Raw genomic sequence first — 17,061 nt, 5'->3', positions numbered from 1 at the left:
TTTATGCAAGCCACATTGTTAAGTTTGTTATTTAGGACTATTTATATTCAGTAATTATAAACATTCCATTTGTTAGCCTTAACCCGAATATCCAACTTTATTAGGAGGATTTATGGCAAGTGGATGGGCACGCGATGGTGCAATTCAAGAACAAATTGACGCAAGCGTTAATGACGCTGTGCAGTATGCTAGAAGTAATTTAGTTTCTGGAGCCAGTGCCGAGCTATGTGAAGAATGTGATGAACCAATACCACAGGCGCGAAGAATTGCGTTACCAGGGGTTAAGTATTGTGTAAGCTGCCAAGCTGGTTTAGAGGGTAAAAGCGCGCTTTCTAAAGGGCTTAATCGGCGTGGCAGTAAAGACAGTCAGTTACGATAAAAAGGTGCACACAGCACCTTTTTTAATATCGTATCAGAGTTGAGCTTAGATAATTAAAAAGGGGTTAGTAAACCTATTAAATAAATTTACTAAAATTTATTCATATTCTCTTTTTTCTGAATAAGTTCAATTGAGTAGCCATCTGGATCTTTTACAAACGCAATTTCTGTTGTGCCACCTTTTACTGGGCCTGGTTCACGGCTAACGTTACCACCAGCGCCCTTAATATCTTCACAGGCTTTATAAATATCATCAAACTCAATGGCGATATGACCATAGGCATTACCTAAATCGTAGCTGTCGGTATCCCAGTTATAGGTCAGTTCAAGTACTGTCGTGTCAGTTTCATCACCGTATCCTACAAAGGCGAGGGTGTAGCGGTACTCTTCGTTATCAGCACGGCGTAACTCTTTCATACCGAGCACTTGAGTATAAAACGCAATTGATTTATCTAGATCAGCAACCCGTAACATGGTGTGTAGTAAACGCATTAAAACCCTCTTAAAATTCTCATAAATTTTGATAACGCAGCTATTTTGTAACGACTACTGCTGCGCTGTTAAAATATCAATAATCCGATTATAAATTATTTCTGTGAGCATCACAGTATCATCGCCATTAGTATTTATAAACTGTACAACGACTGTATCGATATCCTTATAATAACGAGCAATGCTTGAATACCCTAATACCCAACCCGTGTGTTCATACTTATAAAGCGATGTATACAAAGCTTGCTCTTGTTTGTCGAAAAAAGTGCCTTTGTTTAAAGCAATAAGAAAGTCGCCTATATCTTGTGCGGTTGCAACATAGCCTTGATCGAGTGCTTTAAAATCATTCTCATAACCTACGTAGTAACCACTCATCAAATCTACTAAATTTATTTCATGCACTGATGAAAACGTGTTCGTTAGGCCCAGTGGCGTTAAAATTTCATCTTTAATATATTGGTTGTGATCATAACCCAGTACGTTAGACATAATTTTTCGCAGCAACAAATAATTAGTATTAGAATAGCCATAATCAGCATTAGGGCTAAAGTCCGCGGGTTCATCGAGCACTAATGCAAGTGGATCAGGGTAGGTGATTGACCAATCAAAATTATCGGTGTCTGTGTAATTGGGTATGCCACTTCTGTGCTTTACCATCATTCGCAATGTAATTTTATCTGCGTTTTCAATGCGCCCAATTAATGATGGAAGATAGTCAGCCAGTGTTTTATCTATATCAATACGTCCAATGGCTGCAAGCTTAGTTAAAGCCGCTGAGTCATAAAGCTTTCGGATACTGCCTATTTTAAATAGTGCAGATGGATAAGCTGGGATGGCAAGTTGCCTATTATGCCAACCTTGGGCATAAAGTTGAGGTTTTTCACCTTGCTTATGAACGTAAACAATGATGCCATCCAAACCTTGCTCTACAGCCTGCGCTGCCTGTTGTTCAATTGAAGTAGGCAATGGGTAGAAGTAATACACTGCAAACTTCCATGGCGCGAAAAAGTAAATACTCATAATAGTAACAACGGCAGCAGCTATACGCATGAGTGTAATTGCTTTTTTACTTTTTAATTTATTCATGGCGATTTTTCACTGAGTTTGGTTAGATTTACATACTCGAAAAAGTGTATGTTGTCTGATTTAAAGCACGTATCTAGGTTGAGTTACCCATTCAACTGCAAATATTAACTTTGGATATATGTATGAAGGTACTCGAACATAAAAGAATATTTATAAAATATCAACTCATAGTGAGTACTTTATATATTACGCTTTTAAAGTAACGCTGGTGGGGTTATTTGACGGTTTATATGCTGGTTAATTGTATCCATAATATGTGGAGCATTCTTTACCTGTTTATTTAAATATAAATAGACGGGAAACTCATCAATTTTATAGAATGTCAGCTTTAAATCAGGATGTTTTGCTTGTTCAACGCGAGTCGGTGATTCATAACCCAAAACACAATCAGCTCTTTTGTATTTAAGTGCCTTTACTGCACTATCATGATTTTGCGCGTGAAGCTCTATATTATAGCCGCTTTTCTCATTAATTTGTTTTTGTGTGCCATAGGTATACCCAGACAATAAAATTAACCTGAGTTGCTTTAGATCATTTAATTTTTTTATGCTTAGTGAATCATCTAAACATACAGCTCCTAATACAATCCGGTAGATTGGCAAGTTACTTTTCAAAAAATTATTAGGCGTAGAAATAAAGCTTTCGATTACTGTAGAAAAATCGACTCTACCTTGTGTGATGTATAACTTAGCTCTTTTATTGGGCAGTTCTACGGCGGAATATGTTAAATTTGCATCATTAAATATGTACTTAACTTGTTGCGCAATAACCCCTGCTACATTTTCGTTTTCACTGTAATGGTAGGGTGCAAAATTTACATATCCCCACGTTAAAGAGCGCGAATCATTAGTTGCAAAAGCCGCCGGATTAAAGAAGAACAACATTGCAATCAAATATAAGCGATTCATGATAATTGTGAGCACCTTTAAGAGTAACGGAACCGTTGTTCAATAATTACATAAATTCCCAATAACGCAAACATGATGAATAATATAATTAACGGTTAACTTAGTTTGACATTGCCAAAGCTAAAACTCTGTTTTAATGACTGCTTAGTGCAAAATCAGGTGAAACCTTAGGGTAACAAGGTTACTCCTAAAGTGAATTTTTAGCACTCACGCTTAAAAAAAGCGCGAGAACAATAAGCGTAGTGACAAACTATTGTCAGTATCAACCAGTGGGCTGTCAGTTATACTTGAATCACTTAATGTATAATCAACACTTAAACGAGTGAATCCGTCAAAGAATATTGGTGTCGCAACTGAAAAACCGATCGTCGTGTTTAAAGCGCTGTCAGCTTTATAAGCCGGTCTTAACGTTGTTGTCTCATAATCTCTCACGCCATAGTAATAATTCACATGATTAGCATCAAGATAACTAACTGAAATTGTAGGCTCATAAAAAATAGGACCGCTTTTAAATGCACGCCCAAGTGATGCTTTTAGCTCGTAGCCATTGGATTTATTAAGTACGTCAAACATAGACGATAAACCTACATTCCAATCATTACGCTCATACTTAACTCCCAAACCAGCATCAAATGAAAAGTCTCTTTCATCCATTCCAATAAAAACATCGCTGTCTGAGCTATCAAAACCTTGAAATCGAGGTGACGCCTGAGCTGATAACTTAATCCCATCTTGGTTCAATACATCATAGCTAACAAAAGGGCCCAATACAGAGAGCCTATCACCTCTATACCCTAATATTGGTAAAGGAATAATCCGTCGGTCATATCCTTTATAAAGTTCTTGCTTAACACCTAAGCCAAAGCCATATAAAAAACCTTTTGGTTCTAGACGTTGTCGTACTTCTCCTCGATCATCAGCGAGAACGGGTGTAGTAAGGCACAGGGCTAGAGTCCCAAAAGTAAATAAACTAATATTTTTGTACATTGTAAATTTCATAAAAAATTTTTTATTGTTATACCTTACGTACCAAACGATTTTTTAGCTTACTTTTTACTCTAAAAATTAAACTGCTATAGACGCAGCAGCAATGAAACAGACATTGCTGCTGGAATAATTGAGGTGATTTATTTGTTTGACTTGGCCTTTAAAACATAAATCTCGCCGTCGAAACTGCCTTGAATCGTCAACCCTTGCCCAGCTAACTCTTTTAGATATTCTATATGCTCCTCAGTGATATGCTGACCAGGAACTAAAAGCGGAATACCTGGCGGGTAGGGGGTGACTAGCCCTGCACAAATGCGATTGTTGCTTTTGCTAATGGGTACTGACTCACGCTCGCCATAAAAAGCGTCACTTGGAATACACGCCAGATCTATTGCGGGTAAACTCTCTGGTAAGCGAGAGCGCCTGGTCGATGTTGCCAACTTCACTTTACCACTGTCGAGCTTTTTCAATGCATTATATAAACGAATAATCTTCGAACGTGTGCCGCCTAGTGTCAGCAATACCAAAATAGTACTGTGCGTGTACTTTTCTATTTCGAGGCCTATTTCATCCAGCAAAAATTTATGAATATCTTTTAATGAATAAGGCAACTGACTAATATCGATGAGAATTTTCAACGGATCATGACCCATGTTGTCACCACTAAAGTGTGGGAATATGTTCATAAAGTCTTGCTTACCTAACACTTTAATATGCTTGAGTGACGCCATCTGTTGTTTAAATTCTTCTACGTGGTTTAACAAAGCATTAAGTAACTTATAGCCTTCCATCTCCAACTGCTTTTGGCATACATCAAGCGATGCGATTAACTGATACTTAGGCGATGTGCTGGCGTAAATACTGTAAATCTCTCTAAAGAAATCAGCATCAAAATCGGGATCGTTTACATGAATATAAGACGCCTGAGAAAACGCCGACACTACTTTATGTGCAGAGTGAGTGACATAATCTGCACCGGCATGAATAGCGGAGTAATAGCGCAAACTAGGGTGGAATAATGAATAGGCAAACCACGCTTCGTCGATAAACACTTTAATGCCATGCTGGTGGGCAAACTCCACGACTTGTTTTAGATCACTCAATAAACCATCGTATGTGCAGCCCGTGAGTACCAATAGTTTTGCGTCGGTATTTTGTTCAATCGCTTGTTTAATATCGGCCAATGACGGTGGTGCAAAAATGCCATATTTAGGGTTTAACACACTCGATAAATAAATAGGGAAGCTGGCTGACTGCAAAATGCCATAATGCACAGATTTATGACAGTTGCGGTCGATGATCACTTTGTCACCCTTGCGTAGTAATGTCTGCAAGATGATTTTATTTGAAGTTGATGACCCATTGGTAACAAAGTAAGTATGCTTTACTTCAAATGTAGCCGCAGCGGACTCTTGGGCACGGCCAATTGTGTTGGTGCTGTCGGATAATGAACCTAATGAATCAACGGATACAGACAAATCGCCAACGAAAACATTGCGACCATAAAATTGGTAAAAATCTTTGATGTAAGGTGAGTTTCTAAAGCTAGAACCACCACTGTGACCCGGTGTATGCCACGAGTCGTTTGATTCACCCACATAACGACGATACGCTGTCCAAAATGGCGTTTCCGACCGGTCATCAAAGTCGTTGATCATATACCCTAAAATAGCTTCAGGGTCTGAAATCACTTCATCTTTAAAAAAGAAAGACTCGATTTCTTCTGATTCGTTTACAATTTCCAGCCCATTAGTATCGTCGCCGATAACGTATACCGGCAATTCTAAACGAATAGCCTTCAATTGTTCAATAAATCGACTATAAGTGCGTTCACCGACCTTGTTGTGTACATCCCAACTAAGTACGACAGCCTGAATATCACCATCTTCTTCAACACAACCTAACGCGTGTTTTAGTTCAAGGCTTTCAATGATATCGATTTGAATATCATCTCGCTCAAAATTAGCAATTGTTTTGGAAAGATTCGCAGAAAGCTCTTTTAAAGTGGTTGGCTCTTGCTCTATCAGCAATATTCGAAGTAAAGGTAACATTGGGTGTCGCAATTAAATTTTATAATACTCAGTAGCATAACCAAAGCATTGACACTTGTGAAATTAATAGCTTGAAAATGTTTTAATAATTGCTCTTAAAAAAACCTATCAGTATAAAGAACATGTATTTAAATTGATTTTCCAGAGATTGAAAGATGAGTTTACTCTGTTCTATCCTTGAACTCATACAAGTCTTCATTAATACAGCTGCCACATATAGGTATACGGGCGTTATACACGTAGCGCTTGTTTACTTTTAACCTGTGGTGCGCATCAACTTTAAACTCTTTAGAAAAACTTTTCGAGTTTTAGCACACCCACATTTTTACCAAAGCAAACTTGGTACGGTTTGATACACGGTTAATAAGGTCGTCTTAGGTAATGGTCGATTAGACATAAGATTTTAAAACTAGAAAGTGAAGTTTACCTCAAGTTTGCATATTTGAGGCGCATGGAACTGTGTGAATTTAAATAATGTTACAAATAGTTCCTTGCATGACATGTAATACCTACCTATATTAGCAATAGCTTTCGCAAGTGCTTGCGGATATTTATGATTTGAATAAGAGAATTAAATTCATGACTAAAGAATCACATTTTAGTAATCAAATAAGATCGAATTATGCTTTTATGGCAAAGTCTGTTTTTGATTTACATTGCCTTATACAAAGCCAGTCTGAAGAGTTATATACTGAAAAAGAAATGGGTTTTCCTGTTTTTGCATCATCTACATTGTTGTTTTTATCTAATGTAGAGAGCGCATCTATTATGCAAATCTCCCAGGGACTAAATTTATCTCATCAGTTGGTTTCTCAGCGATTAAAAATAATGCTCAAGCTAGAATTAGTTGAAGGCATCAAAGATGGTAATGACAAGCGAAGAACCTTGTATCACTTGACGCCTAAAGGGCAAGAAAAATCTGAGATACTAAATTTGTATTGTTTGGACGCTGAGCAAGCATTTAAAGACTTATCTAACGAAGTAGGAGTAGATATTCAAAGTGTGCTTAATTCAGCAATAACAGCACTTCAAAACCAATCTTTTGGCAAGCGTTTTCCTGAACACTTACAATCATATAAGCAACGAGTTGCTTTAAAAAAAGATGAGAACGCCTAATATGAACGCGACTAAAAACACCTATATTACACTCGCCACATTTTTGGCCTTCGTTATTGCTTTTTACTTCCTAGGATTTTGGCTGATATTTAGAATGGGGCAAGCAACGCCCCTTATGTTGTCAGTAGGAGCTGCTACGATTTTAACTTGTTTAGTGAGAAAGAAGAGTTTATCTGAGCTGGGTTGGAAATGGGGGAGTTGGAAAGTTCAATGGAAAAGCTACCTAATACCCTTTGCTATTGCGTCAGTGGCTTATTTACTTATTTGGTCTTTGGGGGGCGGTGAATTATACAACAGTGAATTCTTAGCGGACAAAAAGCAAAGCTATAACTTAAGCGAATGGAATGATTTAAGTATATTTCTTTTTCATTTGATTTTAGTCGCATGTATCAGCTTCATAATGTCAATTCCGTCTATTTTAGGTGAAGAAATTGGATGGAGAGGGCTATTAGTTCCTGAGCTTTCTAAAATCACATCATTTACAGGGGTCGCGTTAGTAAGTGGCATACTTTGGTCTGCGTTTCATTGGCCGTTGATTTTTTTAGGGTTGTATGGAAATAGCGATACATCCATTTACTATCAACTATTTTTCTTTACGTTATTCATTATTTCTAGCGGAACTATCATGGCTTATATCCGGTTAAAAACAGACAGTGTCTGGACTGCTGTTATGTATCATGGTGCTTCTAATATATTTATTCAGAAAATTTTTACGCCGATTACCATTACAAACGAGAACTCAAGTTATTACATTGATGAATTTGGGGCTGTATTAGCGTTGGTTGCCTCCGTTGTTGCGTTTGTCTATTGGAGAAAAGGGGTAAAGGAGTTTTCTTCATTAGCTCAAAAAACATAATGCCCTGTTGAGGGATATACTAATCAAAGCATCAATTGAATAAACATAAAACATTATTCAGTTTTGCCTTTAAACTCACATCACTATTTAACAATACATGAGTCGCTTCTAAGTTTGCGAGCAGTCTTTACAAAGCGGCCATGTATGATTTAAGGGTATTGTACTTCTACTTTAAACTTTGCTGGCACAACGTTAAGAGGCTTTTTTCAACCTGTTAAACATTTTTACCCATTGTAATAGCCCGATTGCTCACACGGAATATACGTGTATCTTCAGCTATTGTCGGGCAGCCAAAAGATAACAACAGTAGATTGTGGAATGCTCGTGCTTGGCGGTTTGAAACGAATTCCAGTTACTCAAATTCACCCAGTCGAATGATTTTAGCAATAGGGCTTGAGCAATCACTAACTTAGCTTGGCATCAATCGATTGGATAAACAATAAAGTGGTCTGTAACCACCCGTGATGGTGAATTTCTGCTCTGCATTATTTCATTTAGCAGGCTAAGATCTTTAACGGACATAGGTAGCGCTGCTTCTTCTGGCTGATAGGTCGTTCCCATTTTATAATTTTGTCCTGGGGTATTCTTCATTTCAATATGCGTACCCATTAATGCCGATATGACATTATTTTGCGAAAAATCAGTTAGCCGGGCTATGCTATTACGAAATGCTTCCCAGTCTTTCACATACAAGCGACCCGGATAAAGACTATCGCCTGTAAGTAGCCACTTGGTTTCACTGTCATATACCGCTATTGCATCTGACTTGTGTCCTGGTAGTGCAATAATAGTGAGGTGACGATTCCCTAATTCAACATTAGCATGAACGTTCGGCCACTTGTTGCCGTGCAATCTGAATGCTTGCTTGACCGACTCCAAGTTCGGCTTGATCAGGGATACATTAGGTTGATTTAGAAACTGAGTATCACCTGCAATGTGATCTCCGTGCCCATGTGAATGAGCAACTAACCAAGATAAATTGTCGTAACTCTGCCTTCTTTGTTCAGCTAACTTGTTGACGATGGATTCAATGGTTCGAAACAATGGAAATGTAACTGGATCTGATGTCGCTCCAGTATCGAGTACAAAAACCTTGTTCTTACCGAATAATAGGTAAATAAAGGGGGCTTCGTAGTGGCTACATTTGCTTTGCCTGAGTATATAGGTTGTATCTGAAAACTGATAAACTTCTATGGACGGATCACTATTACCCTCACACATTGGTGAACCGTGAATCCATGTGTGTTTTGCAAGTCTAGCCATTCGTTTATCAAAATCATTTTCTCTTGCTAATGAATTGTCCGAAGAAAATAAAGCAATTGAAAGCAGTACAAGTATTAACTTCATTTGGCAAAATCCCTTATTTCAAAGTACAACACTTCCATCGACTGACATTGCTTTATTTTAGAATACAACGTACCAATATCAGGCATTGATTCGGACTGATTCACTAAGCTATTAGCAAGGCATTGATGACCAAACACGATTGCGTCAAACGATGGCGCAGCTTGAATAGGATGGATAAGCAGTTGCTTGTTATCTGGTCCTGTATCCAAAATATGCCACTCTATTTGACTTGGTTTTCCAGCGGTACGCAAAGTTGTTAGTGGCCGTTTGTATATTTGACGGACAAATGTGAAGTTTTTATCCTGCAGCCATTTCTCACCACCTCGCTCAAAGTGGCCAAGGTAAAACTGAGTTTCTATCTCAAAAGATTGACCGTCGATAAGTGTGTTTAAGTCAAACGTTGCTGGCAGCAGCGTTATCATGTTTTCCACATAGTGCGCGTGTGTCGTTTTATTTGTTTGCGTTAAGTGTTCCAGCAATTGCTGGCGATGTGTACTTTCTACTTCATAAACAAGTTGGTAATCGTGAGGCGCTTGATATAAAGGTAAGTGACTGGCAAAGAGACGCTTGCCGTTAGTAAACAACACCATGCCATGAGAACCTACTCGTGTATGTTTTTCATGTAGGTCATGTTTATTAAGGGAAGTTTGTGCATCTAAAGTCATGCTTGTTAATATTAACAATGTGAAAAGGATGTGCGTTATGTTTTTCATGGCTGGTACACTTAATACGTTATTATACAACACGGACTATTGCCTTTCCGGTGTTTTGCCCTTCAAATAATCCAGCCAATGTATCTGGCAGATATTCAAAACCGCAGACCTCTGTGGACTTGAACTCTATTTCACCCGTTTTGATCCAAGGGGCAACATGCTCGATCATTTCTGCCATACGGTGAGTAAAATCACGTGCCAATATTCCTTGCACAGAAGCTCGTTTATACAAAAGCTGATGTAAAAAGCGAGGGCCCACTTCAGGGATATCCAGACCGCCGTTGTATTGTGAAATTTGGCCGCAAACAACAACACGGGCCCTCAGATTCAGACTGGTCAACGCTGCATCTGTTATCATGCCCCCAACATTATCAAAGTACACGTCAACACCACCCAGCTCCAAAAGTTTAGTTTGCAATTGTTGCGCCGAAGAATACGACTTGTAGTTCAGTGCTTCATCGACCCCCATTGTTTTTAACCATTCACATTTTTCTTCAGAACCCGCAATACCGATCACACGGCATCCAGCTTTAATAGCAAACTGAGTTACGAGCGAGCCAACGGCGCCTGCAGCACCAGATACGAGTACAGTTTCACCGGGTTTGGGTTTGCCAGCTTCCATTAGTCCAAACCACGCAGTTCTGCCTGGCATACCTAAGATCCCCAATGCAGTTTTTACATCGGCTTGTTCAGGATCGATAGTCTGTATTTCATTGCCGTGCACAACAGCATGAGTTTGCCAGCCGATATATCCGCTCACCCAGTCTCCGGGTTGGAAGTTGTCATTGTTTGATTCAAGTACTTTAGCTACAACCGCAGCACCCTGCACAGTGTTTAAAGGGTGAGGTGGTTCCCATGAGTGTGTTGCTGCTTGCTGGATCCGCATGTAAGGGTCAACAGAAATGTATTCAGACTTTACCAGCACCTCATTTTTGGACAATTGGGGACTAAAATCAGACTCTCTGAGTTCATAGTGCTCTGTGCCTACAAATTCATTAGGTCGTTTTACGTAAAACCATTGCTTCAACTGATAACTGCTCATTTCTATCGCACCTCTTGTATATAATGAGCGAAATTGTTGCATGTAATTTATGTCTCGGTAAGCTATAATTATTCTGCTAATGATTCCAATTTGGAAATGATGGATTAAATGGATACCGAAGATTTAAACAAATTTCTAATTGTTGCTGAGACATCAAATTTACAAACAGCATCTGAACAGCTCAACATTACAGCAGGAGCGCTTTCAAAAACAATTAAGCGCATTGAAACCAAGCTCAACATACGACTTTTTGACAGGGTTGGCCGAAACATTCGGCTCAATCAACACGGTGAGAAATTTCGTCACTATGCATCACATTTGGTGCATGAAGCAGAGCAAGCAATTAGTGAGTTTAGTGGCGATAGAAATAAAACATTGGTGAAGATGGTCGGGCCTTCATTGTTACTTCAGCACTATATTCCCAAACTTACCTTAGGGTTAAACAAAGAACATTATGATTACAGTTTAGAGTCGGTTTGGGAAGGCCGTGCCATTGCGCAGGTAAATACGGGGCAGGCACATTTAGCTTTGGTAACTCGGTTTGCACTAGAAGAAAGTTCCTACAGAGAGGACCTTGCGAGCATACACCTTGGTACTTCTGAGTTTAAAGTCGTAGCAGCAGTTCAGCACCCTTTGCTCAAACGCTTTCCAGATGGAGAGGTCACTGTTGATCAGTTGCGTGAATTCGGTTTTGCTTGTCCGAGTGTATCGCCCTTTTGTGGTATCAAAAGAGGCATTGGTTCTGACGGCTGGCGCGACGATAAAGTGCCTCGTACTATCACCTATCGGTGTTCCGAGTTTAGTGTGCTGATGTCCTTGGTTAACAATGGGATTGCACTTGCGTATGTGCCAGACTTTGTTGCCCGTAATGCAGGGTTAGTGATTATCGATGTGGTGGGATGTGAGCACAGTTGCCAAGAGCATATAGAACTTATCTATAAACCGAGCCTAGCGGCTGGTTGGTTACACCGATTTACTGGTTCTATCGCGATTGAAGAGCAATAAGTAGGGTTATCCGGTCTTATACTCATAAAAGTATTCAAAATACAGTTGCCGCACTTAGGTTTACGGGGGGGCACTTATAGCGACCGTGCAGAATAAACCAATGGTGCATATCTACTTTAAACTCTTTAAATATCACTTTTCGAACTTTTTTCTACTCCAATATTGTTCTTACCTATGGTAAATCGAGAGCGGTTTGATACGCGATAAAGTATGGTGATGTTTAAGCGAGATATAAACGTTGAAGAGCGTTTTATTTTAGCTTTCTGATACTATGCGAACGCTATTTCAATTTTGCTAATCCTAGCAAAAATGACTTATTTGTTTTCTAACTGCTGCTTACGATACTGGCCAGGTGTAAAACCAGTAAACTCCTTAAATGCTCGTGTAAATGGAGCGGCGGAAGCAAAACCACTTTCAATTCCAACAACAAGTACAGGCCAGTCACTTTTATCCGGTGCAATCAAAATGGTTTTAGCATATTCAATACGCATTTGATTTACGTAATGGTTAAAGTTTTTAGCATTAAAATGGTTGAGCATTACAGAACGGATACGATATTCGGGCACGTTCAATTCACGAGCGATGTCAGCAACTCGTAAACTCGATTCCAAATAACGTTTTTCATCAACCAGAATCGCCTGGATTTGTTGGGCTAGTGCGGGTTCTTCCTGAGCAGAGGGCGCTGTGTTCTGTTCTTTTTGATCAAGTTGCTGTTGGCGGAAGAGTATTAATCCATGAGTGCTGATCAGTATGACTAAAAACGCGAAAGTCGAGAGCCAGTCTCGTCCAGTGCCAGCCAATAAATCATTTGGAAGAGTTGCACCTATTAACATGACACTGACAACGCAAAAAATGAATGACGATAGGTAAATAGTTGCCATTTTGCGCTGTAATGCAGTTGAACTATTTAACACCCGATATCCTTCCCAGAAAATAAGAATGAGCATACCCGGGTACAAAATCGAAATTATTTCAGTTAAAACGTTTGTTAATAAGGAAAGCCAAACTGAATGGGCTAGCCACAACTTTTTAGAAAGAAGTAAAAGGTGTTGCAATATTAGACATGCTGAAAGTAACCCAACAAAAATTAGATGGTGACGACTAATAGAGTTATTTTTTCGGAAAAAAGCGCGAGCAAATAGCCAATATGCACTAGAGACGCCAACTCCCAGCATACCGATTAAATGGTGATAAGGTTCCCAAAAGACATTGGTTAACTTGTGTGCGACATACATAGAAGTTGATGCACAGAAAATCGCAAAAACAAAGTGTAAAAGATGCCTTTCTTTTAGGCGAAAATGAAAGATGGCTAATATAAGACTTAGCAAAATTATAATTAATTGGGCTAGATTTAACAGTTCCAACTTTTACTCCCTTTGTTTCTGACGCTATTTTACAGTAACTCAGTTCTTTTTCTATAATCTTCTTGTTTTTGTTCATTTTCGTATATCGATTTTCAAATTTGATGCTCCTCAGGCCTTACGACATGCGAGTATTGATGCGAAATTTGAACAATAAGGTTATTGCTATGAACAGTAAATCGATCACAAATAACGACAGTGTTATTACAAGTAGAAGTATTAAAAACGAAGACAATTTAACGCAAAATAACGCGCCATTAGTACCACTATGGCAAACTTGGGGACTTAGAGTATTTTTTGCGGGATTAGTGTTTGTCATTGGTAAATGGCAGTTGATGTCTATTTTACAGGGGCCTTTTGAGTGGACATCATGGCGAGGTGTGGGGCATTCGCTTTTATTTACACTTGCTTTATTGGCTATCGGCGGCATGTTTCGCCCAATAGCATTTCTACCTATTATGCTATTTGAAATCGTTTGGAAAGTAGTTTGGTTGGCTGCTGTCGCACTGCCACTATGGATGGCAGGTGAGCCAATTCCGGGCGTTGTAAGTGTAAAAGGATCGCTAATTGGGGTTGGTTTAATCATTATTTGTGTCCCTTGGAAATACGTTTGGTGGAGATATTTTTCACAACCTATTGAGCCATGGAGACGCAAAAAACAGGTGAGTAATAAAAGTAGCAACTAAACAGTGATTAAGGTAGGGGAGGAGATCTATACCCAAGCCTCCTCAAGATGCGAGTTTCAGTTGGAGTTAAAAGCGATTTAGGCAAGGCATTGATTGCAAGTAATAGTGGTTCTATTGTTAAAATCAATAACGCAGTATAAATCGCTTTTAAACCAACCCTCTGGGCGCTTCACAGGAACTTACTTTCATCGTTGTAACTTATTAAAAGGGACTGCCATTCTTGCAAACTAACGCCTTGATATTAAGCCCCTGTGAAACGCTGAATTCTGCATCTTGAGGTGGTTTGGGTATAATTGTGCTTAAATGAATTACATACTGTGCTCGAACCTACTTATAATTAAGCTCGCTCATCGCTTGAAGCAACATCACGAAAATACAATGCCTTAAATCCGTTTATTGGTTGTTTTAACAACCCTAAGTGGAATTAAGGCTGATCTGTTTTATCCTTGAATTTACACGAATCTTCAATAATACAGTTACCACATTCAGGTTTACGGGTCGAACACATGTAGCGGCCGTGCAAAATAATACATTCATGTACGCCTACCTTAAATTCAGCGGGCAGGCCTTTTAGTAACTTTTCTTAAAATTTTAAAGCGTTTTACCCATAGCTAATTTGGTGCGGTTGGAAATGCGGTAAATATCTCTGTCTACGATGGTAGGTCAGTTAGATGGTAAAGAAAGTAGATAAGCACTCTATTTTTAATAAATTCATACCGACTTGTTTAGCGGCAAGTCAACGTAATTAGACTCAAGGGAATTTATTTAAAAATAATACAAGAGTCGTTTAAGCTCACTGTTTCTCTAGTTGGCAGGAAACTGGCGGCTATCTGACGTGTTGAATATCAATCGAGTTAGTCATACTATCTGCAACTGAAAGACAGGAGTTATAAACAAAGATGAAAGTATGTAAAAATAAAATTGTCACGCTTAGGAAAGAGCATGGATGGTCTCAAAATACACTTGCAGAAATATCTGGCTTGGGTGAAAGAACCATACAACGAATCGAAAAAGAAGGGGTTTGTTCACTTGAATCTGCTATGGCATTAGCATCTGTATTCGAATTAAGCCCTAAAGAACTACACGTTGACGTTGAGGTAAACCAAATTGATGATGAGGTTGTTCATGCTAGAGAAGTAAATTGGGGCGGAGTGATTGGCATGATTGTTTTGTTTCTGTCTGCTTTTTTTATCATTGATTTAACGAGTAAATACCCAAACTGGGAAATGGTAAGCGCTTGCTTAATATTAGGTATTTCCTTTACTCTTTCTTGTGTCGCACATGGCATTAGAGAAACCTTATCAAGTTTAGCTGCGACGGCGTGGATTATTCGTTTGCCAACGGCCGTACAGGGGGTCAGTAAGAAGATTGCGATAATAAAATCGTTGCGTGATTATGCATACATTGTTGGTATAGTTAGCTCGCTAGTATGTGGATTAACAATAGTTAACCACTCTCAAATTGACCTATTGCACCTTACAAATTACTTCACCTATGCTATTCGACCACTTGTATACGGGATATTGATATCTGAGCTTTGGTTTAGGCCCTTAAAGCACAGACTAGAGCATATACTTAAAGTAAATGCTGTACCTCATAAAGGGGAGAGCAAGTCATGAAAAGAATTTACGTTTTTTGGTTGGTCTTGTTAGCTATTACACCTATCACAATAGAGGCAAACACGTTAGAGTCTGAGTTGAATGATAAAGTAGTAAAGATTATTGAGCAATTTCAAACCCAGCATGGATTTAATGGTTCGATTGCGATAAAACTAAAAGCAAATCCCATTTTTACTTACTCTGTGGGCTACCAAAAGCAAAACACTAAGTTAAACGCAGAGCACTTATTTAGCAGTGGTTCAGTTGGTAAAGAGTTTACAACAGTTGCGCTTTTGAAGTTAATAGATGAAAGCCGTTTGACACTCGATGATCTCATTGGCAAGTATATTCCAACACTTCCACCTTGGGGGCAAAAAATCAAAGTAAAGCATTTACTTTCCCATACATCAGGTCTGCCTAAAATTAGCTGGAAAAATAACATCACAACCCAAGATGTCATGGACCAAGTAATGGCTTTGGAAGTTTTAGAATTCCCACCCGGTACTGATTATTTGTATGGCAACATTAATGTGATGTTGCGAGCTAAAATTGTTGAAAACATAACAGGGCAGGAATTCGATAAATATTTAAAAGATCATTTCTTAGACGCGTTAGGAATGACGAATACAATTCAATCAATAACAATTAATCAGTCAAAGCAACAGGTTGCTGGTGATTATCCTACGGCCATAAACGGTGTAACAATCTATACTACCGCATCTGATTTATTACTTTGGGAAATGGCACTGCTAGACGGAAAAGCTTTAAATGGGAAGTCGGTTTTGAGGTATATATCCAAACACAAATTGTCGGGAAAACCGAACCACATTGAATATGACTTTGGCCAGTTTTATATGGAAAATGAAAAAATTTCTGCGATTAAACATGATGGCAGTAATCCTTCCCACCATGTGCTGAAGTATACAAATTTGACCTCTCAACTCTCCTTAGTCGTTATGTCCAGTGATGGAAACAAAAACTTACTCTATTTAATAAAAGACGATATAGAGGCACTGTTCCAATCGATTAATTAAGTTTTCAGGTCACTTAACCTGCTTTTGAGCACTTAAACGTTAGCAAGCATTATTAACCTAATTCGGTTTTGAAAGCTCTAAATATATAACGTTTATTTCAGATAATAGTGAAACACCTTGCTCAATATAAACGAGATTTAGCTGGTTTGGGTTAGATAGACTGAGTAAATTAGAGTTCCAACTTTACTCAGTCTAATCTTTAAACTCACAAGTCTTCGATAATACAGCGACCGTGTACTATCAACCAGTGGTGCACACAACTTTAAACGTTTTAGGTACTCATTTTTCGAGCTTTTTTTCTGCTTCAGCAACGTTTTTCCCTATAGCAAACTTTATACGGTTTAATAAACAAACAATATGAGTGTCGACATCTGTTGTAGGCCAACCAGAAGATAATTAAG

The 17,061-nt window shown here is 38.7% G+C and carries 16 protein-coding genes and 2 pseudogenes; 7 read left to right on the top strand and 11 right to left on the bottom strand.

Annotated features, from left to right (window positions below):
• Positions 1–112: 112 nt before the first annotated feature.
• The gene (locus C7Y70_RS11095) at positions 113–379 is read left to right on the top strand and encodes a DksA/TraR family C4-type zinc finger protein (protein WP_135474975.1); all 267 of its coding nucleotides are present in this window, start codon (positions 113–115) and stop codon (positions 377–379) included.
• Positions 380–468: 89 nt separating this feature from the next.
• Here the strand turns inward: C7Y70_RS11095 and gloA are convergent, their stop codons facing one another.
• The 5 genes from gloA to C7Y70_RS11070 all read right to left on the bottom strand — a co-directional run bounded on the left by gloA (position 469) and on the right by C7Y70_RS11070 (position 5,902).
• Positions 469–870 carry a lactoylglutathione lyase gene (gloA, locus tag C7Y70_RS11090; protein WP_010388396.1) on the bottom strand — a complete coding sequence of 134 codons (402 nt, stop codon included), beginning with the start codon at positions 868–870 and terminating at the stop codon, positions 469–471.
• A gap of 54 nt (positions 871–924) precedes the next feature.
• Complete coding sequence (locus C7Y70_RS11085) at positions 925–1,956, bottom strand: serine hydrolase domain-containing protein (RefSeq protein WP_135474974.1); 1,032 nt, start codon at positions 1,954–1,956, stop codon at positions 925–927.
• A 194-nt stretch (positions 1,957–2,150) separates the two neighbouring features.
• A complete protein-coding gene (locus C7Y70_RS11080) occupies positions 2,151–2,864 on the bottom strand; it encodes a transporter substrate-binding domain-containing protein (protein ID WP_135474973.1) in 714 nt (237 codons plus the stop codon).
• Between the two features lie 213 nt (positions 2,865–3,077).
• Positions 3,078–3,851: a MipA/OmpV family protein gene (locus C7Y70_RS11075; RefSeq protein WP_135474972.1), complete on the bottom strand. Its 774-nt coding sequence runs from the start codon at positions 3,849–3,851 to the stop codon at positions 3,078–3,080.
• Positions 3,852–3,991: 140 nt separating this feature from the next.
• Positions 3,992–5,902 (bottom strand): aminotransferase class V-fold PLP-dependent enzyme, encoded by a 1,911-nt coding sequence (locus C7Y70_RS11070; protein WP_135474971.1) that lies wholly within the window; start codon positions 5,900–5,902, stop codon positions 3,992–3,994.
• A 579-nt stretch (positions 5,903–6,481) separates the two neighbouring features.
• On the opposite strand from C7Y70_RS11070, the gene C7Y70_RS11060 reads away from it, so the two are divergent.
• Positions 6,482–7,018, top strand: a complete 537-nt coding sequence (locus C7Y70_RS11060) for a MarR family transcriptional regulator (RefSeq protein ID WP_135474970.1) — start codon at positions 6,482–6,484, stop codon at positions 7,016–7,018.
• A 1-nt stretch (position 7,019) separates the two neighbouring features.
• Positions 7,020–7,874, top strand: coding sequence for a CPBP family intramembrane glutamic endopeptidase (locus tag C7Y70_RS11055; protein ID WP_135474969.1), 855 nt, complete (start codon positions 7,020–7,022; stop codon positions 7,872–7,874).
• Between the two features lie 420 nt (positions 7,875–8,294).
• On the opposite strand, the gene C7Y70_RS11050 is transcribed toward C7Y70_RS11055, so the two are convergent.
• From C7Y70_RS11050 to C7Y70_RS11040, 3 genes are read right to left on the bottom strand one after another with little or no spacing between them, the layout of a single operon-like run.
• Positions 8,295–9,221, bottom strand: coding sequence for an MBL fold metallo-hydrolase (locus tag C7Y70_RS11050; RefSeq protein ID WP_135474968.1), 927 nt, complete (start codon positions 9,219–9,221; stop codon positions 8,295–8,297).
• Positions 9,218–9,934, bottom strand: coding sequence for a hypothetical protein (locus C7Y70_RS11045; protein WP_135474967.1), 717 nt, complete (start codon positions 9,932–9,934; stop codon positions 9,218–9,220). The genes C7Y70_RS11050 and C7Y70_RS11045 overlap by 4 nt, the downstream gene beginning before the upstream one ends.
• 22 nt (positions 9,935–9,956) lie before the next feature.
• Positions 9,957–10,976, bottom strand: a complete 1,020-nt coding sequence (locus tag C7Y70_RS11040) for an NADP-dependent oxidoreductase (RefSeq protein ID WP_135474966.1) — start codon at positions 10,974–10,976, stop codon at positions 9,957–9,959.
• 108 nt (positions 10,977–11,084) lie between these two features.
• On the opposite strand from C7Y70_RS11040, the gene C7Y70_RS11035 reads away from it, so the two are divergent.
• Positions 11,085–11,981, top strand: coding sequence for a LysR family transcriptional regulator (locus C7Y70_RS11035; protein ID WP_135474965.1), 897 nt, complete (start codon positions 11,085–11,087; stop codon positions 11,979–11,981).
• 314 nt (positions 11,982–12,295) lie between these two features.
• Here C7Y70_RS11035 and C7Y70_RS11025 read toward each other — a convergent pair whose 3' ends face one another.
• A complete protein-coding gene (locus C7Y70_RS11025; protein ID WP_135474964.1) occupies positions 12,296–13,345 on the bottom strand; it encodes a helix-turn-helix transcriptional regulator in 1,050 nt (349 codons plus the stop codon).
• A 164-nt stretch (positions 13,346–13,509) separates the two neighbouring features.
• On the opposite strand from C7Y70_RS11025, the gene C7Y70_RS11020 reads away from it, so the two are divergent.
• A complete protein-coding gene (locus C7Y70_RS11020; RefSeq protein WP_135474963.1) occupies positions 13,510–14,028 on the top strand; it encodes a hypothetical protein in 519 nt (172 codons plus the stop codon).
• 424 nt (positions 14,029–14,452) lie between these two features.
• On the opposite strand, the pseudogene C7Y70_RS20670 reads toward C7Y70_RS11020, so the two are convergent.
• Positions 14,453–14,691, bottom strand: a pseudogene (locus tag C7Y70_RS20670) (endonuclease III); the annotation flags it as partial.
• 236 nt (positions 14,692–14,927) lie between these two features.
• Between C7Y70_RS20670 and C7Y70_RS11010 the strand changes: the two are divergent.
• Together C7Y70_RS11010 and C7Y70_RS11005 are read left to right on the top strand one after the other, a co-directional pair.
• On the top strand, positions 14,928–15,647 hold the full coding sequence (locus tag C7Y70_RS11010) for a helix-turn-helix transcriptional regulator (protein WP_135474962.1): 720 nt from the start codon (positions 14,928–14,930) through the stop codon (positions 15,645–15,647).
• Positions 15,644–16,660: a serine hydrolase domain-containing protein gene (locus C7Y70_RS11005; protein ID WP_135474961.1), complete on the top strand. Its 1,017-nt coding sequence runs from the start codon at positions 15,644–15,646 to the stop codon at positions 16,658–16,660. Before C7Y70_RS11010 ends, C7Y70_RS11005 begins: the two co-directional genes overlap by 4 nt.
• A gap of 192 nt (positions 16,661–16,852) precedes the next feature.
• On the opposite strand, the pseudogene C7Y70_RS20795 reads toward C7Y70_RS11005, so the two are convergent.
• Positions 16,853–17,047: pseudogene (locus C7Y70_RS20795) on the bottom strand (endonuclease III); the annotation flags it as partial.
• Between the last annotated feature and the right edge of the window lie 14 nt (positions 17,048–17,061).

Origin of the sequence: Pseudoalteromonas sp. KS88, from assembly GCF_004766475.1 — a bacterium.
Lineage (GTDB): Bacteria > Pseudomonadota > Gammaproteobacteria > Enterobacterales > Alteromonadaceae > Pseudoalteromonas.
This window is presented reverse-complemented; position numbering and strand designations above follow the sequence as displayed.

Bases quoted from the DNA above. Each gene is read 5' to 3' on its own strand.
- C7Y70_RS11095 (WP_135474975.1), top strand. From the start codon at position 113: ATGGCAAGTGGATGGGCACGCGATGGTGCAATTCAAGAACAAATTGAC.
- gloA (WP_010388396.1), bottom strand. From the start codon at position 870: ATGCGTTTACTACACACCATGTTACGGGTTGCTGATCTAGATAAATCA.
- C7Y70_RS11085 (WP_135474974.1), bottom strand. From the start codon at position 1,956: ATGAATAAATTAAAAAGTAAAAAAGCAATTACACTCATGCGTATAGCT.
- C7Y70_RS11080 (WP_135474973.1), bottom strand. From the start codon at position 2,864: ATGAATCGCTTATATTTGATTGCAATGTTGTTCTTCTTTAATCCGGCG.
- C7Y70_RS11075 (WP_135474972.1), bottom strand. From the start codon at position 3,851: ATGTACAAAAATATTAGTTTATTTACTTTTGGGACTCTAGCCCTGTGC.
- C7Y70_RS11070 (WP_135474971.1), bottom strand. From the start codon at position 5,902: ATGTTACCTTTACTTCGAATATTGCTGATAGAGCAAGAGCCAACCACT.
- C7Y70_RS11060 (WP_135474970.1), top strand. From the start codon at position 6,482: ATGACTAAAGAATCACATTTTAGTAATCAAATAAGATCGAATTATGCT.
- C7Y70_RS11055 (WP_135474969.1), top strand. From the start codon at position 7,020: ATGAACGCGACTAAAAACACCTATATTACACTCGCCACATTTTTGGCC.
- C7Y70_RS11050 (WP_135474968.1), bottom strand. From the start codon at position 9,221: ATGAAGTTAATACTTGTACTGCTTTCAATTGCTTTATTTTCTTCGGAC.
- C7Y70_RS11045 (WP_135474967.1), bottom strand. From the start codon at position 9,934: ATGAAAAACATAACGCACATCCTTTTCACATTGTTAATATTAACAAGC.
- C7Y70_RS11040 (WP_135474966.1), bottom strand. From the start codon at position 10,976: ATGAGCAGTTATCAGTTGAAGCAATGGTTTTACGTAAAACGACCTAAT.
- C7Y70_RS11035 (WP_135474965.1), top strand. From the start codon at position 11,085: ATGGATACCGAAGATTTAAACAAATTTCTAATTGTTGCTGAGACATCA.
- C7Y70_RS11020 (WP_135474963.1), top strand. From the start codon at position 13,510: ATGAACAGTAAATCGATCACAAATAACGACAGTGTTATTACAAGTAGA.
- C7Y70_RS11010 (WP_135474962.1), top strand. From the start codon at position 14,928: ATGAAAGTATGTAAAAATAAAATTGTCACGCTTAGGAAAGAGCATGGA.
- C7Y70_RS11005 (WP_135474961.1), top strand. From the start codon at position 15,644: ATGAAAAGAATTTACGTTTTTTGGTTGGTCTTGTTAGCTATTACACCT.